The sequence below is a fragment of the Limosilactobacillus pontis genome (assembly GCF_002940945.1).
In the GTDB taxonomy this organism is placed as follows: Bacteria; Bacillota; Bacilli; order Lactobacillales; family Lactobacillaceae; genus Limosilactobacillus; species Limosilactobacillus pontis_A.
The window spans coordinates 123,223-138,780 of record NZ_PNFV01000002.1 but is presented as its reverse complement, the minus strand read 5'-3'; the positions used below and the strand labels follow the sequence as shown (position 1 = coordinate 138,780).

The following is a 15,558-nucleotide window of genomic DNA, read 5'->3' as shown; positions in this document are numbered from 1 at the left end:
ACATGAAAAAGAAAAGCTTATTCAAAAACCCCTTCTACCGATTTGATTCGTTAAACATCCTCCTCTTCTTCACTGCCTGGGGAATCTGGTGGTCCTTCTTCCAGATCTGGCTAACCAATACCCTGCACTTCTCCGGTGAACAAGTCGGGACAATCTACTCCTTTAACTCCGCTATCACTTTGGTTCTGATGTTTGTCTACGGTGCCATTCAGGACCGGCTCGGTCTCAAGCGGCACCTGTTGATCTTCTGTGCCATCATGGAAATGCTGCTCGGCCCATTCTTCACCTGGCTTTATGCTCCGCTACTCCACAGTAACTTCTACCTCGGGACCTTCCTTGGTTCCCTCTACCTGTCCTTTGCCTTTCTGGCCGCCTCACCAACCTTTGAAGCGGTCACGGAGCGGATCAGTCGGCGTTACCGTTTTGAATACGGCGAGGCCCGGTCATGGGGTTCCTTCGGGTACGCGGTTTCCGCCCTGCTTGCTGGTTTTCTCTTCACAATTAGTCCAAACCTGGTCTTCTGGCTATCTTCAGCCATCGCCCTCCTGCTCTTCTTACTGCTGGTATTTGTCCACCCCGAGAAGAACCCGAAGATGATCGACCTCTATGAGAATAAGGTTGAAACTGCTAAGGAAAGCTCAACCGCCTCACTCAAGGAAATCTTTGGGGTCTTCAAGATGAAAGCCCTCTGGCAGATTATCATCTACATCATCTTCTCCTGGACCTTCTACACCGTCTTCGACCAGCAAATGTTCCCACAGTTCTTCACCCAGTTCTTTGCCACCAAGGCCCTTGGCCAACAAATGTACGGGGTCTTGAACTCCGTGGAAGTCTTCCTGGAAGCTATCATGATGGCCTGTGTCCCATGGATGATGAAGAAGATCGGGGTCCGCAAGACCCTCTTGGTCGGAATTACCATCATGGTTATCCGGATCGGTGGCTGTGGTCTGGTCACCAACCCAGTCGGCGTTTCCTTCATCAAACTGCTGCACGCTCCAGAAACAGCCTGCTTCGCCCTGGGTCTCTTCCGTTACTTCACCCTGCACTTTGATACCAAGGTTTCCGCTACCCTCTACATGGTCGGCTACCAGATTGCTGCCCAGGTCGGGCAAATCATCTTCTCCACACCACTTGGTGAACTGCGGGACCACATCGGTTACAGTCATACCTTCCTGGTCATCTCTGGGATCACGCTGGTTGCCGGAATCTACGCTACCTTCATCCTGAAGAAGGATGACGTAGACGTCAACGGTCAACCGCTGAGTAGGGACTAAATATAAAAAGAGACTGGAGAAATCTTCCAGCCCAATTAAAAAAACCGGACAATGAAATCTCAATTCATTGTCCGGTTTTCTATGTCTAAGGCCGAAAATTTAATTGCTTATTCCCGACCCTATCCTAATTTTATTTATCTATTTCAGGTGCTTGGTCTAACTCTGCCTGAATCATCCAAATTTTCTTTTCGATCGCTGTTTTGAAACCGATAAAGATATCTTGAGTAGAGTAATCTTTTTCATCATCGCTTACTTCAATCCCATGTTGGTAAAGGTCTGCTAAATAGCGATAACCTTCAACTAAGTGTGCAAGCCGTTCTGGAGTTGTTTTATCAAAATTACCGGGCCAATCTTTGATCTTTGTTTTGTCGGCCATTTCTTTAAGAGTAGAGTATGGATTGCCATCAAGGGCTAATAAACGTTCAGAAATAACATCAAGCTGGTCGTTAATTTCGTCCATAAATTCATCCATTAACGGGTGCAGTTTCAAGAAATTAGGACCACGCATATACCAGTGAGTTTGGTGGATAATCATCGACATCTGACTTAGGTCAGCGACTAGTTGATTAAGTGTTTCTTTCGTTGCCTGATATTTCATATGAATACTCCTTTCTTATAAGAACAGTATAACAAATATATGAATTCGCTTACACTGATGTGACCAACCATTTAACAAAAATATAAAATACCCTAATCGGCGAGTTTGCCGACTACCGGCAGGCCCTTCAAGACGCGATCACCATGGGGCGATTTGTTATACAAAACATCGGTCAAGTCATGACCAGCCAAGTTGCCGTGGTGCTTGCCACCCTGCCAGGCCGCCTTGCCGGAAACATCATAAACCACACCTTTGATTGCCACGTAGGCTGGCTGACCGTTTTGACCGTTATACTTAGCTAAATTATCCTTCGTAAATACCTTTTCAGCCATCATAATAACCTCCTAAAATTTTCTAGTTAACTCTATTTCGTTAAACCTGCTAATCATCCTTTGCAAAGAGCAGGTGGATTCCGCCATCGCCTAATAACTTAGTCTGAACAACCTTGAAGCGTTGATTAACGAAGACCTGGCGAGTGTCAAATGTTCCCTTCTTAGTAGTGTCACCGCTAATGTAAGGAGCCATCACCAGGGAAATCTCGTCAACCAGGCCAGCCTTCAAGAAGGCCCCGTTGATTAGGGCCCCACCCCCCAGGGCAACTTTCTTGATGCCAAAATATTGGCGAAGCTTGACCAGAGCGCTAGCAAAGTCAATTTGATCATCCCCACAAACCAGGTACGGGATCATCGACCGCAGGAAGGCTAGGTAACGCCGGCTAGCCAGCTTGGTGACTACCTCGATCGCCCGACTCTGCTTGCCGGCATAGTCAAAGTAGTTCTTCTCCCAGCCAGCTCGACCACGGCGATCAAAACTAACATCCCAAGTATCTGAAGAAATACCAACCGGAACCCAGTCCTGGTAGTCGATCCCCGCCGGATCATACTTTTTAAGATCAAGGCTGCCTGGAGCTGCATACATAACAATTGTGTTGCTGCCATTAGCGTTGGTATTACTAATCTTAAAAAGAATGTCGTCATAGTAATCTCCAGAGTCCTTGTCCCCCGGCAGGCCATCCCAGTCGCCGTCAATCTTGCCATCAATGGATTCATACATATGGACAATAACCTTTGCACGTTCCATTATTTGAATCACCCCTTTCCCCTATTTTAAACCAAATGGCTGGGAGAAAGCTCCGTTTTCTTCCAGCCATTTGTAGCTGCATATTTAATGCGGTTACGGGAAATAAGCCACAGTTCTTAGCAGTCGTGGGTGCCGGTGTATTCGGCTGAGACGGGGTCGGTGAGGTCCACCACTTCCAGATTTTCCGTCAGAACCCCCTTAGTCGGGCTAACCAGTGGCAAGGTGAAGTACTTGGGATTGAAGCGCACTTCCATCTGGTTCTCAAATTGAATGTTGGCGTACATTTCACTCTTGATATAGATGTCTCCAATATTTGATTCGACCCGCTCGTCGAAATCGTGCAGGTCCATACCTTTTTTGACAAAAATCAGCCGATAATTGGCATCCAAGCTGCAATTTCCAACTGCCGAGAACGGCCCGACACCATCATCAAAGTCCAATACAATTGTCTTATCTGGACTCAGGTACTTGGCGATCCGTTTTTTGGCATCATCAGTAAAGGTTAGGTGTTTCATGGTCATACCCCCTCGTTAACTATTGGTATTTTCAGTCTACACGTTTTCATAGAAAAACCAATTGATCTGCTCAGACGAGATGACTGTTGTGATACCAGTGAATGAAATCACCAAAGAACGGTAAACTAAACCGAACCTTGCCCCAACCACTGGACTCGATTAGCTGAGCATCCTTAAGTCGAGCCCGATAAACAGAAATATAGTTCTTCGGTTTTGCCAACTTCTCCTGAACAAAGCTAATTGGCACATCGTCCTGTGAATACGCAGCAATCGCGTTTAACACCTGGCGGTCATTGGCCGATGTCTCAGTATACAGTTTTTCATATGCATTACGGTAAAGATCAACCTTGCTCTTCTTAATTGTCTGTGCAACCACCTGCTCATCAATCACATCATCCTCACTGAGCCGCCATGCATAGTAACCAACCGTCTGAAAGGCATATGGATACCCACCTGCAGCATTGGCTAGTGTATTCACGGCGATTGCGTCAATCGTCTTTGAACCGTTTTGAAAAGCTTTTTGGTAGCTATTCATAATCGATTGCTGATCTAGTTTAGCTAGATAAATTCGGTTACTCCGTAGCAAAAAGGTCAGCACATTGTCGTTTTGCAAATCAGAGATACGACTTGGCAATCCGGTCATGATGAGGGCAATGTCGAATTCCTCGCCAATCAGCATCTGATACATTGAAGCAAATGCCCGTACATCATCACTGATCTCAATTTCATCAATTCCGATTAGAACCGAAATGCCACGCTGTTTAAGCTGGGTTAACATCCTTTCCAGAACGCTTTTGTAGTTGATCGTCTGGGTAGAACTGCTGCTCTTCAGGGTAATACCAAAAACACTAAAGTTAATCTCGGCGGAAAAGGCCTTCAAAACATCTGTCCAATCAATTCCCCGAATCTGCTGGAGCCCGTTAATCAACTGCAGTAATAAATTCCCCTGACTGAGGGTCAGGCGAAGGAAGGCCCAATTGGGGACTCGTACTAATTGATGTTCAACGTTAATTAAGAAAACTGTCTTCCCAGATCCCCGAACACCGTATACCAGCGAGGTCTGGTATTTACCATCATGATTTACCAAGCCGGTTAAGTAGTCACTAAGTGTCTGCTTTTGATCGAGGACCATTGATGGAACCCGACCAAAGCTAGGTAAGAATGGATTCTTTTTCACTATATCATCGCCGCCTTTCTTTTATACTTTTTTTATACTTTCACTTTTGATTTTATACTTTTTTTATACTTTTTCAATACAGGCACTTTTGTTTCCTCACTACCCCAATCACGTTATGATAGGGTTATCAGTAAGCGTTGCTCGTGAAATGGAGGTTGCAAAATGAAGAAGTACGATTATATCATCCTCGGAACTGGTCCCGCCGGGTACAAGCTTGCACAATTACTCGCCAAAACTGATAAGTCACTACTAGCAGTCGAGGGCGGGCTTTTCGGTGGTACTTGCCCAAATGTTGGCTGCGAGCCCAAGATCTTTCTTTCCGGTGCTATTCACACCGCTCGGGCCAGCCAGCAATTAGTTGGCCGTGGTATTGCTCAGTCCGCTCAACTCGACTGGGACCAGCTGATGGCCGCTAAGAAGGCCCGGTTCGATTCATGGCCAGCTGAGACCAAGGCAATCTACGAAAAGATGTGTGACGTCGCAGTAGGCTACGGTCAGTTTGTCGACGCCCATACGATTGAGGTCGCTGGTCAACGCTACCGCGGTGATAAGATTATCATTGCCACCGGGCACCGGCCACACCGCCTTGCTATCCCCGGCAACCAGTACAGCCACGACAGTACCGACGTCCTCTCCCTCGCCCACCGACCAGATCGGGCCGTCTTTATCGGCGGTGGCTACGTTGGGATCGAGCTGGCCTCTTTCCTCGCCGCAGCTGGGACTAAAGTTGAAATATTGATCCGTTCCGACCGGATTCTTCGCGGTTTTTACTCCAAGTATGCCCAAGCAATGGTTGATGCCATGGAAAAGCAAGGGATCAAGTTTCACTTCCAGACAAGTGCTACTAAAATTGAATCACACCAGGGTGCCTACTTAATCACTACTAACCAGGGCACCAAGTTGACCACTGATTATGTGGTTGACGCTAGCGGACGGGTGCCAAACGTCGAGAAACTCAACCTGTCAGCTGCGGGCATTGCCTTCTCCAAACATGGTATTGACGTCGACGACCACCTCCAGACTAACATTTCTGGAGTATATGCAATCGGTGATATCACTAGCCAAGCTTTGCCAAAGCTGACCCCGGTAGCGGAATTGGAGGCCACCTACCTCTACCGTCATTTTGAGGAAGGCCAGACCGTACCGATTCATTACCCAACAATTGGGACCGCCGCCTTTGCCTTTCCAGAAATTGCCCAAGTTGGTGTTAACCCCGACCAAGCTGGTACCGATTATCACATTGAAGAACGTGACCTCAGCGGGGGTAGCCTCTACGCCGGATTGAATGAACAGGAGGCTAAGCTGACCCTAGTTTACGATTCTACTGACCGCCTGGTTGGTGCTAGTGAAATCGGCGCTACCGCCGCTGATGACATCAACAATCTCGTCCCCGTCATTGGCTTAAAGATCAGTCAAACCGATTGGGAAAATAACGTCCTGCCAATCTATCCGGCTCTCGCCGACAAGGTAGCGGGTATCCTCAAAAAGTAATTTAAAACGTAAAATCGACTCACCTTCCTCAACGCAGGGTGAGTCGATTTTCTTATTTTAAATTATCCGTAACCGTCTTGAGCCAGGCTAACTACCCAGCAGTCCGCGAGATCGCCCGGGCTAAGATTATAGTGACGAGCAACCGTATGACCATCAGGGCTATCTGCTCCTCAGTCGACTGCACCAAGCCGTTTCCGGAGTAACTCAAGAAAAAGCCTGCCGACGTTGGGTAGTTGGTGATCCCTATTCCAGATCAAGGTATTGGCGTCCGTGACTGCGGGAGTAAGGGGCCGAAAGACCAGCCCCTGGTCATAGAGGTTGGCAATGCCGTCATAGGCCAGGGCCAGGCAGGCATCGGTCTTGACCAGGAGTTCAGCGTTATAGAGAAGGTTGTAATTGCCGACAAAATTATATTGGTTAATCAAATCACCGGCCCAATCGCGGAAGGTATCTTGAAGCTTGGACTGGGCCGACGCTAACAAAGGGTGGCCTAGCAGGTCACGCGGTGTGATCGCATCCTTGACTGCTAGGGGCGCATCTTTGCGTAACAGGATCCCCCACCGGTTAACAGCCGGAAGGGTCAGCGAGTCATAGTTCACCAGGTTCTCGTGGCCCATCACTACCCCGAACTCGAGGCTCCCTTGGTCAACCTGACGACGAATCATCGTCGCGTCCCCACTCACTAGGTTAACTTTTACCTCTGGATAGTCACGAAGGACCTGCGCGACAACATCCATTAGGGGCATCAAAGCCCCGCTCTCCCCAGCACCAATATCCAAAGTACCGCTGACTACCTCGTTGGCTTGGAGGTGGTAAGCGGTCTTATCAACCAGGGCGGTGATCTCCTGGGCCCGTTCAAAGAGGTAATAGCCCTCCTGGGTCAACTTGATCTGGCGATGTCCTCGCTCAAACAAGGTCACGCCGAGAGTCGTCTCAAGATCCATGATCTGCCGCGACAAAGCCGGCTGAGATATGTGAAGGCGATGAGCCGCACTCGAGATATTTCCTTCGCGAACGATCTCAATAAAATAACGCAGTATTCGAATATTCATGTTACTATCTCCTAATATAATATTTAGTTATAGTTATGCATTTAATATAAGTATTTAACATTATAATTCTAACCCATTACAATAAAATCAACAAATCAGTCAGGAGGTATCGCATGACAGCAACCAAATCGTTAGATCCCCAGCATCTCGCCGATCTAGAAGAAATTATCGTGCATAATCAAAAGTTGGTGCAGGAGCTCAACACCGGCGTCCATTCACCAAACAACATCCGGAAGATGGTCGCTCAGCTGACCCAGCAGGTTGTGGATCCATCTGTGGAGATTCGTCTGCCTTTCTACACCGATTACGGCAGAAACATTCACCTCGGCAAACGTATCTTCATCAATAGCGGCGTAACTTTCACCGACCTTGGCGGTATCTACCTAGCCGACGATGTTCTGATCGGCCCCAATGCAAACTTGATCTCGGTTAACCATCCCCTTGATCCTGATCAACGGCGCGGAGTCGAACTCAAGCCGGTTTACATTCACCGCAATGCCTGGATTGGCACTAATGCCACTATTCTACCGGGAGTCACGGTCGGCGAAAATGCCGTCGTGGCGGCTGGCGCGGTAGTTACCAGAAACGTTCCTGCTAATACCGTCGTGGCAGGAATTCCCGCTCGAGTCGTCAAAACTATCAAGCACAATAACCATTAACTTAGGAGGAATCAACTATGGCATACGGATACATCACAGAATTAAACAACCATATTCAACGCGACCATATCAAGTTCCATAATCGCTATAATACCACCCTCGCTGGTGATCTTTATTACACCAAAAATATTGATCAGCACCAGCAACGCCCAGCCTTGATTGTTGGTGCCCCGTACGGCGGTGTAAAAGAACAAGGGCCAGCTGTCTATGCCAACGAGCTTGCTCAGCGCGGCTTCGTGGTTCTCACCTTTGATCAAACCAACATGGGCGAATCCACTGGTGAACCCCGCCACGTTTCTTCACCAGGCCTCTTTGCAGAATCGTTTAGCGCCGCGGTCGACTACCTCGGCACCCAAGTTCCATTCGTCGACCGAGAAATGATCGGTGTCATCGGCATTTGCGGCTCTGGCGGCTTTTCCTTGGCCGCCGCAGCCGTGGACCCGCGAATTAAGGCGGTAGCAACAACATCAATGTATGACATTACTGATATCCGTGGGATGATGAACCTATCTAAGGATCAGCTCGATAAAATGAAGAAGAACCTGGCCGAACAGCGGTGGAATGACTACGCCAACGGCCAGCCAGAATATAAGCCATCTTTTCCAACCAAACCGTATCCAAACGTTGATGTCCTGCCGGATACTGACCCAATCAGTAAAGAATGGTTACGTTTCTACGCTGTCCCACGCGGCTTCCACCCCAACGCTCGCGGCAACTTTACAACCACTTCAAACATGGCCATGATGCAGTTCTCTGCCCTAGATTACATCGATGAGATTACCCCGCGGCCAATCCTCTTTATTTTTGGTGACCGTGCCCACTCCCGCGCTTTCTCTGAACGAGCCTATAATCTGGCTCAAGAACCAAAGGAAAAGTACATTGTCAAAGATTGTGAGCATATTGACCTCTACGACCGGGTTGATAAGATCCCATTTGATAAACTGGAAGACTTTTTTAAGCAAAATCTATAAATTGGGCTAAAATGCTAAATAAAAAGGAGTGTCAGCATGCACCGTCGTACCATTTCGATCGTGGGTGTTATCATCATCGGTATCATTGCGATCATCACTTACAATGTCTGGCACCGGGCTCAGGCCGCTAAGCAGTTTGTCCAGTCCGATACCCCAACCATCTTCGTCCACGGCTGGGGCAGCAGTGCCCATGCCGAGGAGAAGATGGCTAACGCCGCCAAGCACGCTGGGGTCACCAACACTATCGTCCGCGCCAATGTCGATCGTCAGGGGAAGGTTACTTTTAACGAAGCCATTCCCGCCCACGCGATCAACCCAATCGTCGAAGTCAACCTTGCCGATAACAAGCTCAGGGGTTATACGAGCAATTATCCGGCCGGTTATAAGCACGGCGCTACTTACGTCAAAAACGTTGTTCTGGCCCTTGAACGTCAACATCACTACCGGGCGATCAACCTGGTCGGTCATTCAATGGGGAACTTGGAGATCATCAACTACATCAACGACAACAACGGTGACCCTAACCTGCCTCGAATTGCCCACCTTGTCGCCATCGCTGGTCATTATAATGGCCTAATTGGACAGAAAACAGCGGAAAGTCCAATCAACCAGCAGACTGGGGAGCCGCAGCGCAAGGACGCAACCATCAAGCCGCTAATGACCTTGCGAAAGACATTCCCGACCAATACCCGGGTCCTGAATATTTACGGCGATAAGAAAGATGGCTCTCACTCCGATGGTGATGTCCCCGTTAATTCTGCCAAAACGCTGAAATACATCATCAATGGCCGAGCCAAGTCCTACCAAGAAGTAGAAATTAAGGGTGCTAACGCTCAGCACAGCAAGCTTCATAACAATTCACAGGTTAACCGGGAACTGATCAACTTCCTGTGGCATAAATGAAAGCAAAAACCGTCAGCCTGATTAGCCGACGGTTTTTACTGCTCCGCCGGTCTGTTAAAATAAATGAGAACGGAGGTGGCAAGCAGTGCCGTATTTACGAAAATTCATATTAATTATTGTGGTGATCTTTGGGGTAGCAATGAATACTCCAATCCAGGCAGCTGGTTTCCATCAGCCCCGTAACCGCGTCTACCAGGTTACTTACATCAATGCCGGAGCTTACCAGACCAAGCACCAGTTTGCGATCTTCAACCACCGGGGACACGTTGTCTACGTAGACGTCGAAGATATCGATGCGGTGGGCAACCCGATCGTCGATGACCGGGCTACAACAATACAACGACAGGCCCCACGCCGTATCCGCCACTACCTGACCAACCACCGGGCGCTCAACCACGCGGCCAGCAAGACCGGCTTTGTTATCCGGCCCGGTCAGCGGGTCCGGATCCAGAATCGATTGATCCCCAAGGCAACCACCGGGCGAATCCATACTGGGGCGGCAGGCGAATTCACTGTTATCCTCCCAGACACGGCCAAGTATCAGACAATTCAGTTCAAGCCAGCAGCGACTAAATATCAGATCAAAAAGTAACGTGAGCGAGGTAGCCATAGGGTTACCTGCTCACGTTTCGTTTTAATCAATAAAGTTACTAGCATCTTTGCATTTTTGATGCCTTCATTTTTAGCCGCTTCAAGTTTATATTTCAAAAATGTTTACGTTGAAAACACCAATATGCTAACAGGGTGAAAATAATCACGTAACAGATCGTTCCCAGTAAGAGCTGACTATTGGAAAGCATTGAAGTGATGTGGTAGGTCGCATAATTATAGTATTGGGTTGTCAGATTGAGCATGTTAAATGGGTTCCAACGAATAATCCGGCTTGGACCGACATTAGCTAGCAACAAGTTTGACGAAAGACCACTCCCCATGAAGATAATGAGCGCGTTAATGGCAATTACGACCGTATTAGAATTGATTAAACACGATGACAAACAAATTAAACTAATAATCAGAGATGATGTTACCAAGTCTACACCCGTGGTCGCTAACATATTAATCACTAACGGTTGATGGTACTTATAAATTGCTGTCCAAGAAACTGGGTTGTTGATAATGGGGACAATGTTCAATAAGAAGGTGACCATTATCGCGATAATGTGCAAGATTACATCATATAAAAATAAGGTCACAAATTTAGCAAAGAAAACACTCCCCCGACCGCGACTACGATAGATGAGTGGAATGATCGTTTCGTTTTGAAACTCCATTGAAAAGATGGTCGACCCAACAATCACTAACAAGAGCATGATTACCATACTAGAGTCATAACAAGTCATTACTAAGAGATTACTATAGGTCCGCCCCATCGCAAGACCAATAATAACCATTAGGGCAACCATAAAGATAATAATTAGCCATGGCAGCTTCCGATGGCTCAGCTTGTATAGTTCCTGCCTTAACTCAGTATACATACAAATTCCCCCTATTGGTTGCGCTTCTTAAAGGCCCATAGCCCTGCCACAAGAAAAATAACTGCATAGATCAAGTTGCCAATAATCAGTTCATCATTACTAAGCATTGTTAGCTTCATAACACTTCTGTTGGATAGCTGAGTAATAACATTGATCATATTAAGTGGGTTCCAGGCAATCACGGATTCTAATCCAGGAAATGCTTGCATCATGACACCCGAAATATTAGCCCCTAAGAAGCCAATAAATAGTCCGATAATAATCACTGTTGCATTCGATTTAACCAATGAAACCAACAGCAGTGAAAGGGTAATCGTAAAAAGCAAGTATATTCCTACTCCGGTCAGATTGATGATTAGGGCATTAATCAAGGTATGCTGATGAAAGTCTGCTTCCCATGAAAATCGGTTATTTACCAGTAGCAGCTTGAGACCAAGTGCAAATAAAAAACTGATTAGCAAAAGGAACAAACCATACAATAACAAAACGATTAACTTAGTGAAAAAAACTATCTGACGGTTAGGACTTTTGTACAATAGCGTCGTCATGGTATTATTCCGATACTCCATCGTGACAAAATTAGCACTAAGGGCAATCATAATAATAATCGTCCATTGCCCAGCCCCGAATCCTTGAGCAACTAATCCTTTAGTAATGTAGGCAGTGGGCGTTGATGAGTAGAGCATTAAGCCGAGTAAAACGGGGACTACCCACCAGGAGGAACGTTGGTGAGTCATCTTATAAAACTCATGGGCAAGATTTGTATTCATTTTTTGTCCCCCCGTTTCTCCTTCAAGATTTCGATAATTGCCTGCTCAAAAGTTTTTCTTATCGGCATAAGCATTTGAAGCGTAATTCCGTTTTGATACAGCAGCCGTTGGATTTCATCAGCATCACTAGCATTAATAACGAGCGCCCCATCTTGCTCCTGAAAAGCGAGTTGGTGCGTCGTCAACAGCTCCCTAGTCCCGGCCATATCAGTTGTTTGCAATTGATCATGCGTGACTTTAGCATTCTTAAACTTATCAATTGGGACATCCATAATAATTTCCTGATGATTCAAAATCAGAACCGACGTCATTACCTTTTGAAGTTCACTCAAGACATGACTAGAAATTAGAAAGGCTGTTCCTCGATTGGCGTATTCATGAATAATCTTACGGATCGAAATAGTGGCCTCAATATCAAGTCCATTCATTGGTTCGTCAAGGATCACAAGCTCTGGATCATTTAAAAGTGCTAGCGCAATCCCCAATTTTTGCTTCATACCAATTGAATATGACCTAGCTAATCGATTAATATAAGAATCCATTTCAAGCCGTGTTATCAGCTTCTGCATATCTTCCCTATCCTTAGAATATAACTCCATGTTTTCTTTACCGGATAAGAAAGGATAGATCGCTGGATTTTCAATTAATGCCCCAACACGCTGGAGAATCTTATGATCTTTAGCGGTAATTTGGTGATTGTCAAATGTAATTGTACCGGTAAATTTTGTTAAGCCTAATAAGGTTTTCATGATTGTTGTTTTCCCGGCACCGTTTGGCCCAATTAATCCGACAATTTCACCCGGAGCAATCTGAAACGAGGCATCTTTGATAACCTTCCTGCGGCCGTAATATACGTTTATATTTTTAACATCAAGCATCGTTATTACCCCCAAATTGAGTCTCCATCCCGTCTGTAAGGTCCTTCACTTCAATTTTATCCCACTTTGAAAACGTCAACAATTTTAAAAAAGTAGGTATACCAGCCATGGCATACCTACTTAATTGGATCATCACTTATTAATACCAAGCCGGCTTATCACCATCGGTGCCAGGCTTGTCGACTCCAAAGTCCTTACGTGCATACAATACCGGATTTTCGAGTATCTTGGCCACAAAGTTGCCGATCGACTTCCGCGAAACTTCGGTCCCTTTGAAGCTCTGCCCCCGTTCAGTCGTCTCGTAGTCAACCTCGTCCTTGTTGGTCAGCCAGGCCGGCCGAATGATCGTGTAGTCCAGGTCAGAATTGGTAACCACGTCAGCTGCCTGTCGGTAAGTTCCCAGGTAGCTATCCGTCTGACCACCCCCGAGTTCGGCATTGTTCCATTCGCCAAACTTACCAGGGACCTCATCGTAAATCCCAATCGAGGAAATCCAGACCAGCTGCTTGACCCCGCACTTATACATTGCCTGGACGATATTACGGGCCTGTTGGGCGATCTCTGGGTTCCGCAAGTTGGCATAAACTGCATCAGCCTGGGCCACGGCCGCATCAAGTTCGCCCGGTTTCAGCGTGTCGCCCTTGATCACAGTCGTCCGGTCCTCATTGATATTGGTGAGATGCTGCGGGTGCCGGGTGAAGAGCAAAAGATGATCGTTACTGTTCTCCAACAGGGCCTTAATGGCGTGGCCGGCGATCTGGCCGGTAGCACCAAGAATTAAGATTTGCTTTGTCATTATGGTTCCTCCCTCTTGATTAGCTATATCCTTACGCTTCCCAGTATAGGCAGGAACTACGCTTATTAAAAGTAAGCACTTCATAGTAAGATAGTTACTAGCAGGTAAGATTTAGTTACTCTCCGCCGCTAGTTGGCGATTAAAATTTTTACTAACCCAGCCTCGACTTCACCCTAGCGTTATAATTAATTTTAGAAAGAATTGCGAAAGGAGCATTGCAATGAACCGACAGGACAAGCTATTTAATACTGGCGCCGATTACGCTCTTACGATCATCGGCGGTAAGTGGAAATCCGTGATCCTCTACCTGCTGGCAGGTCATCCCCGGCGAACCGGAGAACTGGTTAAGCAGCTGGGTACTTCTTACAAGGTACTCAGTGACCAGCTGCGGGAGTTGACCAATGCCGGGATCGTCGCCCGAAAGAGCTTCAACACCATCCCACCCCACGTTGAGTACCGGCTGACGACCGAGGGTGAGAACCTCTACGCCGCCCTTCGCTATCTTAACTACTGGGGCGAGGAAAGGGCCGTTCAAACTCCCGGTATCTCGATTATGTGTACCGATGCTATGAAGCAAGCCGGGGACGATGGGCTCTGCGTCATTACCAAGAAGCACCTCCACCACTGGCGGCAAGAGATCGTCAAGAAGTAAGAAAATATCACCCGATAAATCCGTAAATTTATCGGGTGGTATTTTTAATTTTTAGTGTTGGTCAATTGCGTGATTCAGTTTCTGCCGGTTGGCAAGGTAGATCAAGAGAACTAACGGGATAATCACTAGCATGACCGGGTAGAAATACTTCTCCGGTACTGTACTATCGATGAAACCGCCAATGATCGGTCCCAGCGACATTCCGACGTCCAACCCAAGGAAAAAGGTGGAACTTGCCAGTCCGCGTTCTTCCTGCGGTGCCAGCATCATCGCCGTCGATTGACAGACTGAATAGATAATTCCGTAGCCAAACGCCATCCCGGCAGCCGCCAGGGCCATCTCCCAGTTGGTCCGCATAATCGTCAGCATTACCAAATAGAAGGCCGTGGCAACCGTACTGGTGATCAGCCACGGGCCAAAACGAACGGTATCAAACTGATTACGCAGGAACAGCCGGATCAACAACAGGACAGCGGCGTATATCAAAAAGTATGCCCCAACGGCGATCGGTAGGTTCCGCTGTTCTGTGTACGTGACGATGTCCGCCTGGGTAGCAAAGTACGGGATGGCAAACAGGGCAACCAGGCAAGCCACCGGGATTGAATCTCGCTGGATGATCTTAAAGCGATGCTGACTCGCGGTATGCTTTCGAACAACAGGTTTTGCCCGATTGCCGACAAACTGGATTGTCACCACCATCATGAGAGCAGACAAGGCCGAGAGAATAATCGCCTCCCGATAGCCGATCACTCGGTAAAGGTTGATTGAGACCGCTGGTGCAAAGGCCATTGCTAGGGCGTTCATAATCCCGTAAAAGCTCATTGCCTCACCAACATGAGAAAATGGCACCAGGTACGAGAGCCAGGTGGTCATGCAAACTGTGCATAGCACGTAGCCAGTACCATTAATTAGGCGAAACAACAGAAGCAGGCCGCTGTTAGGCGTGAGCACGTAGCCCAATACCCCGATGAAGCTGAGCGCCCCACCGATAAAGGATAGCTGGTACTTTGAAAACCGATCGGTAAGGTTGCCAGCAACCGGCCGAAGGAACATCGCCACGATGCTCATCATACCAACAATGATCCCAGCAAAGGCGCTACTGGCCCCGAGCTTCTGGGCGTAACCATTAATCAACGGGTTGCAGTACATATTGCTAAACATAAAGAAGAAGGAGGCCGCCATGACCAGGATGACGTCCTTGGAGTATACCCTCTCCCTATTTTTGGATTTGGTCATTGAATATCATCTTCCATCTATTTATTTATTA

18 protein-coding genes are annotated in these 15,558 nt (G+C 47.3%); 7 read left to right on the top strand and 11 right to left on the bottom strand.

Annotation, left to right across the window (positions count from 1 at the left end; genetic code table 11):
- Nucleotides 1–2 precede the first annotated feature (2 nt).
- Complete coding sequence (locus CK797_RS02390; protein WP_104688215.1) at nucleotides 3–1,274, top strand: MFS transporter; 1,272 nt, start codon at nucleotides 3–5, stop codon at nucleotides 1,272–1,274.
- Between the two features lie 130 nt (nucleotides 1,275–1,404).
- Here the strand turns inward: CK797_RS02390 and CK797_RS02385 are convergent, their stop codons facing one another.
- The 5 genes from CK797_RS02385 to CK797_RS02365 all read right to left on the bottom strand — a co-directional run bounded on the left by CK797_RS02385 (nucleotide 1,405) and on the right by CK797_RS02365 (nucleotide 4,644).
- Nucleotides 1,405–1,872 carry a Dps family protein gene (locus tag CK797_RS02385; RefSeq protein WP_104688214.1) on the bottom strand — a complete coding sequence of 156 codons (468 nt, stop codon included), beginning with the start codon at nucleotides 1,870–1,872 and terminating at the stop codon, nucleotides 1,405–1,407.
- Nucleotides 1,873–1,964: 92 nt separating this feature from the next.
- Nucleotides 1,965–2,207 carry a cytochrome b5 domain-containing protein gene (locus CK797_RS02380; protein WP_104688213.1) on the bottom strand — a complete coding sequence of 81 codons (243 nt, stop codon included), beginning with the start codon at nucleotides 2,205–2,207 and terminating at the stop codon, nucleotides 1,965–1,967.
- A gap of 46 nt (nucleotides 2,208–2,253) precedes the next feature.
- The gene (locus CK797_RS02375) at nucleotides 2,254–2,952 is read right to left on the bottom strand and encodes a dihydrofolate reductase family protein (protein ID WP_104688212.1); all 699 of its coding nucleotides are present in this window, start codon (nucleotides 2,950–2,952) and stop codon (nucleotides 2,254–2,256) included.
- Nucleotides 2,953–3,068: 116 nt separating this feature from the next.
- Complete coding sequence (locus CK797_RS02370; protein ID WP_104688211.1) at nucleotides 3,069–3,467, bottom strand: iron-sulfur cluster biosynthesis family protein; 399 nt, start codon at nucleotides 3,465–3,467, stop codon at nucleotides 3,069–3,071.
- A gap of 70 nt (nucleotides 3,468–3,537) precedes the next feature.
- The gene (locus CK797_RS02365; RefSeq protein ID WP_225365008.1) at nucleotides 3,538–4,644 is read right to left on the bottom strand and encodes a hypothetical protein; all 1,107 of its coding nucleotides are present in this window, start codon (nucleotides 4,642–4,644) and stop codon (nucleotides 3,538–3,540) included.
- Nucleotides 4,645–4,806: 162 nt separating this feature from the next.
- Here CK797_RS02365 and CK797_RS02360 point away from each other — a divergent pair, with 162 nt between their 5' ends.
- Nucleotides 4,807–6,135, top strand: coding sequence for a dihydrolipoyl dehydrogenase family protein (locus CK797_RS02360; RefSeq protein WP_104688210.1), 1,329 nt, complete (start codon nucleotides 4,807–4,809; stop codon nucleotides 6,133–6,135).
- 170 nt (nucleotides 6,136–6,305) lie between these two features.
- On the opposite strand, the gene CK797_RS02355 is transcribed toward CK797_RS02360, so the two are convergent.
- Nucleotides 6,306–7,187: a LysR family transcriptional regulator gene (locus CK797_RS02355; RefSeq protein ID WP_104688209.1), complete on the bottom strand. Its 882-nt coding sequence runs from the start codon at nucleotides 7,185–7,187 to the stop codon at nucleotides 6,306–6,308.
- 113 nt (nucleotides 7,188–7,300) lie between these two features.
- Here CK797_RS02355 and CK797_RS02350 point away from each other — a divergent pair, with 113 nt between their 5' ends.
- From CK797_RS02350 to CK797_RS02335, 4 genes are all read left to right on the top strand, one after another.
- Entirely contained in the window at nucleotides 7,301–7,846 is a 546-nt protein-coding gene (locus CK797_RS02350; RefSeq protein ID WP_104688208.1) for a DapH/DapD/GlmU-related protein, read from the top strand.
- Nucleotides 7,847–7,863: 17 nt separating this feature from the next.
- Nucleotides 7,864–8,817, top strand: a complete 954-nt coding sequence (locus CK797_RS02345) for an alpha/beta hydrolase (protein ID WP_104688207.1) — start codon at nucleotides 7,864–7,866, stop codon at nucleotides 8,815–8,817.
- 36 nt (nucleotides 8,818–8,853) lie between these two features.
- Complete coding sequence (locus tag CK797_RS02340; RefSeq protein ID WP_104688206.1) at nucleotides 8,854–9,720, top strand: alpha/beta hydrolase; 867 nt, start codon at nucleotides 8,854–8,856, stop codon at nucleotides 9,718–9,720.
- Nucleotides 9,721–9,859: 139 nt separating this feature from the next.
- A complete protein-coding gene (locus CK797_RS02335) occupies nucleotides 9,860–10,312 on the top strand; it encodes a hypothetical protein (RefSeq protein WP_146085275.1) in 453 nt (150 codons plus the stop codon).
- Between the two features lie 112 nt (nucleotides 10,313–10,424).
- Here the strand turns inward: CK797_RS02335 and CK797_RS02330 are convergent, their stop codons facing one another.
- The 4 genes from CK797_RS02330 to CK797_RS02315 form a co-directional block, all read right to left on the bottom strand.
- Nucleotides 10,425–11,195: an ABC transporter permease gene (locus CK797_RS02330; protein ID WP_104688204.1), complete on the bottom strand. Its 771-nt coding sequence runs from the start codon at nucleotides 11,193–11,195 to the stop codon at nucleotides 10,425–10,427.
- An 11-nt stretch (nucleotides 11,196–11,206) separates the two neighbouring features.
- Nucleotides 11,207–11,965 carry an ABC transporter permease gene (locus CK797_RS02325; RefSeq protein ID WP_104688203.1) on the bottom strand — a complete coding sequence of 253 codons (759 nt, stop codon included), beginning with the start codon at nucleotides 11,963–11,965 and terminating at the stop codon, nucleotides 11,207–11,209.
- A complete protein-coding gene (locus CK797_RS02320; RefSeq protein WP_104688202.1) occupies nucleotides 11,962–12,843 on the bottom strand; it encodes an ABC transporter ATP-binding protein in 882 nt (293 codons plus the stop codon). The genes CK797_RS02325 and CK797_RS02320 overlap by 4 nt, the downstream gene beginning before the upstream one ends.
- Nucleotides 12,844–12,982: 139 nt before the next feature.
- On the bottom strand, nucleotides 12,983–13,639 hold the full coding sequence (locus CK797_RS02315; protein ID WP_104688201.1) for an NAD(P)H-binding protein: 657 nt from the start codon (nucleotides 13,637–13,639) through the stop codon (nucleotides 12,983–12,985).
- Nucleotides 13,640–13,859: 220 nt separating this feature from the next.
- Here CK797_RS02315 and CK797_RS02310 point away from each other — a divergent pair, with 220 nt between their 5' ends.
- Nucleotides 13,860–14,291 carry a winged helix-turn-helix transcriptional regulator gene (locus CK797_RS02310; protein WP_104688200.1) on the top strand — a complete coding sequence of 144 codons (432 nt, stop codon included), beginning with the start codon at nucleotides 13,860–13,862 and terminating at the stop codon, nucleotides 14,289–14,291.
- A gap of 51 nt (nucleotides 14,292–14,342) precedes the next feature.
- Here the strand turns inward: CK797_RS02310 and CK797_RS02305 are convergent, their stop codons facing one another.
- Nucleotides 14,343–15,527, bottom strand: coding sequence for an MFS transporter (locus tag CK797_RS02305; RefSeq protein ID WP_104688199.1), 1,185 nt, complete (start codon nucleotides 15,525–15,527; stop codon nucleotides 14,343–14,345).
- Nucleotides 15,528–15,558: the final 31 nt, after the last annotated feature.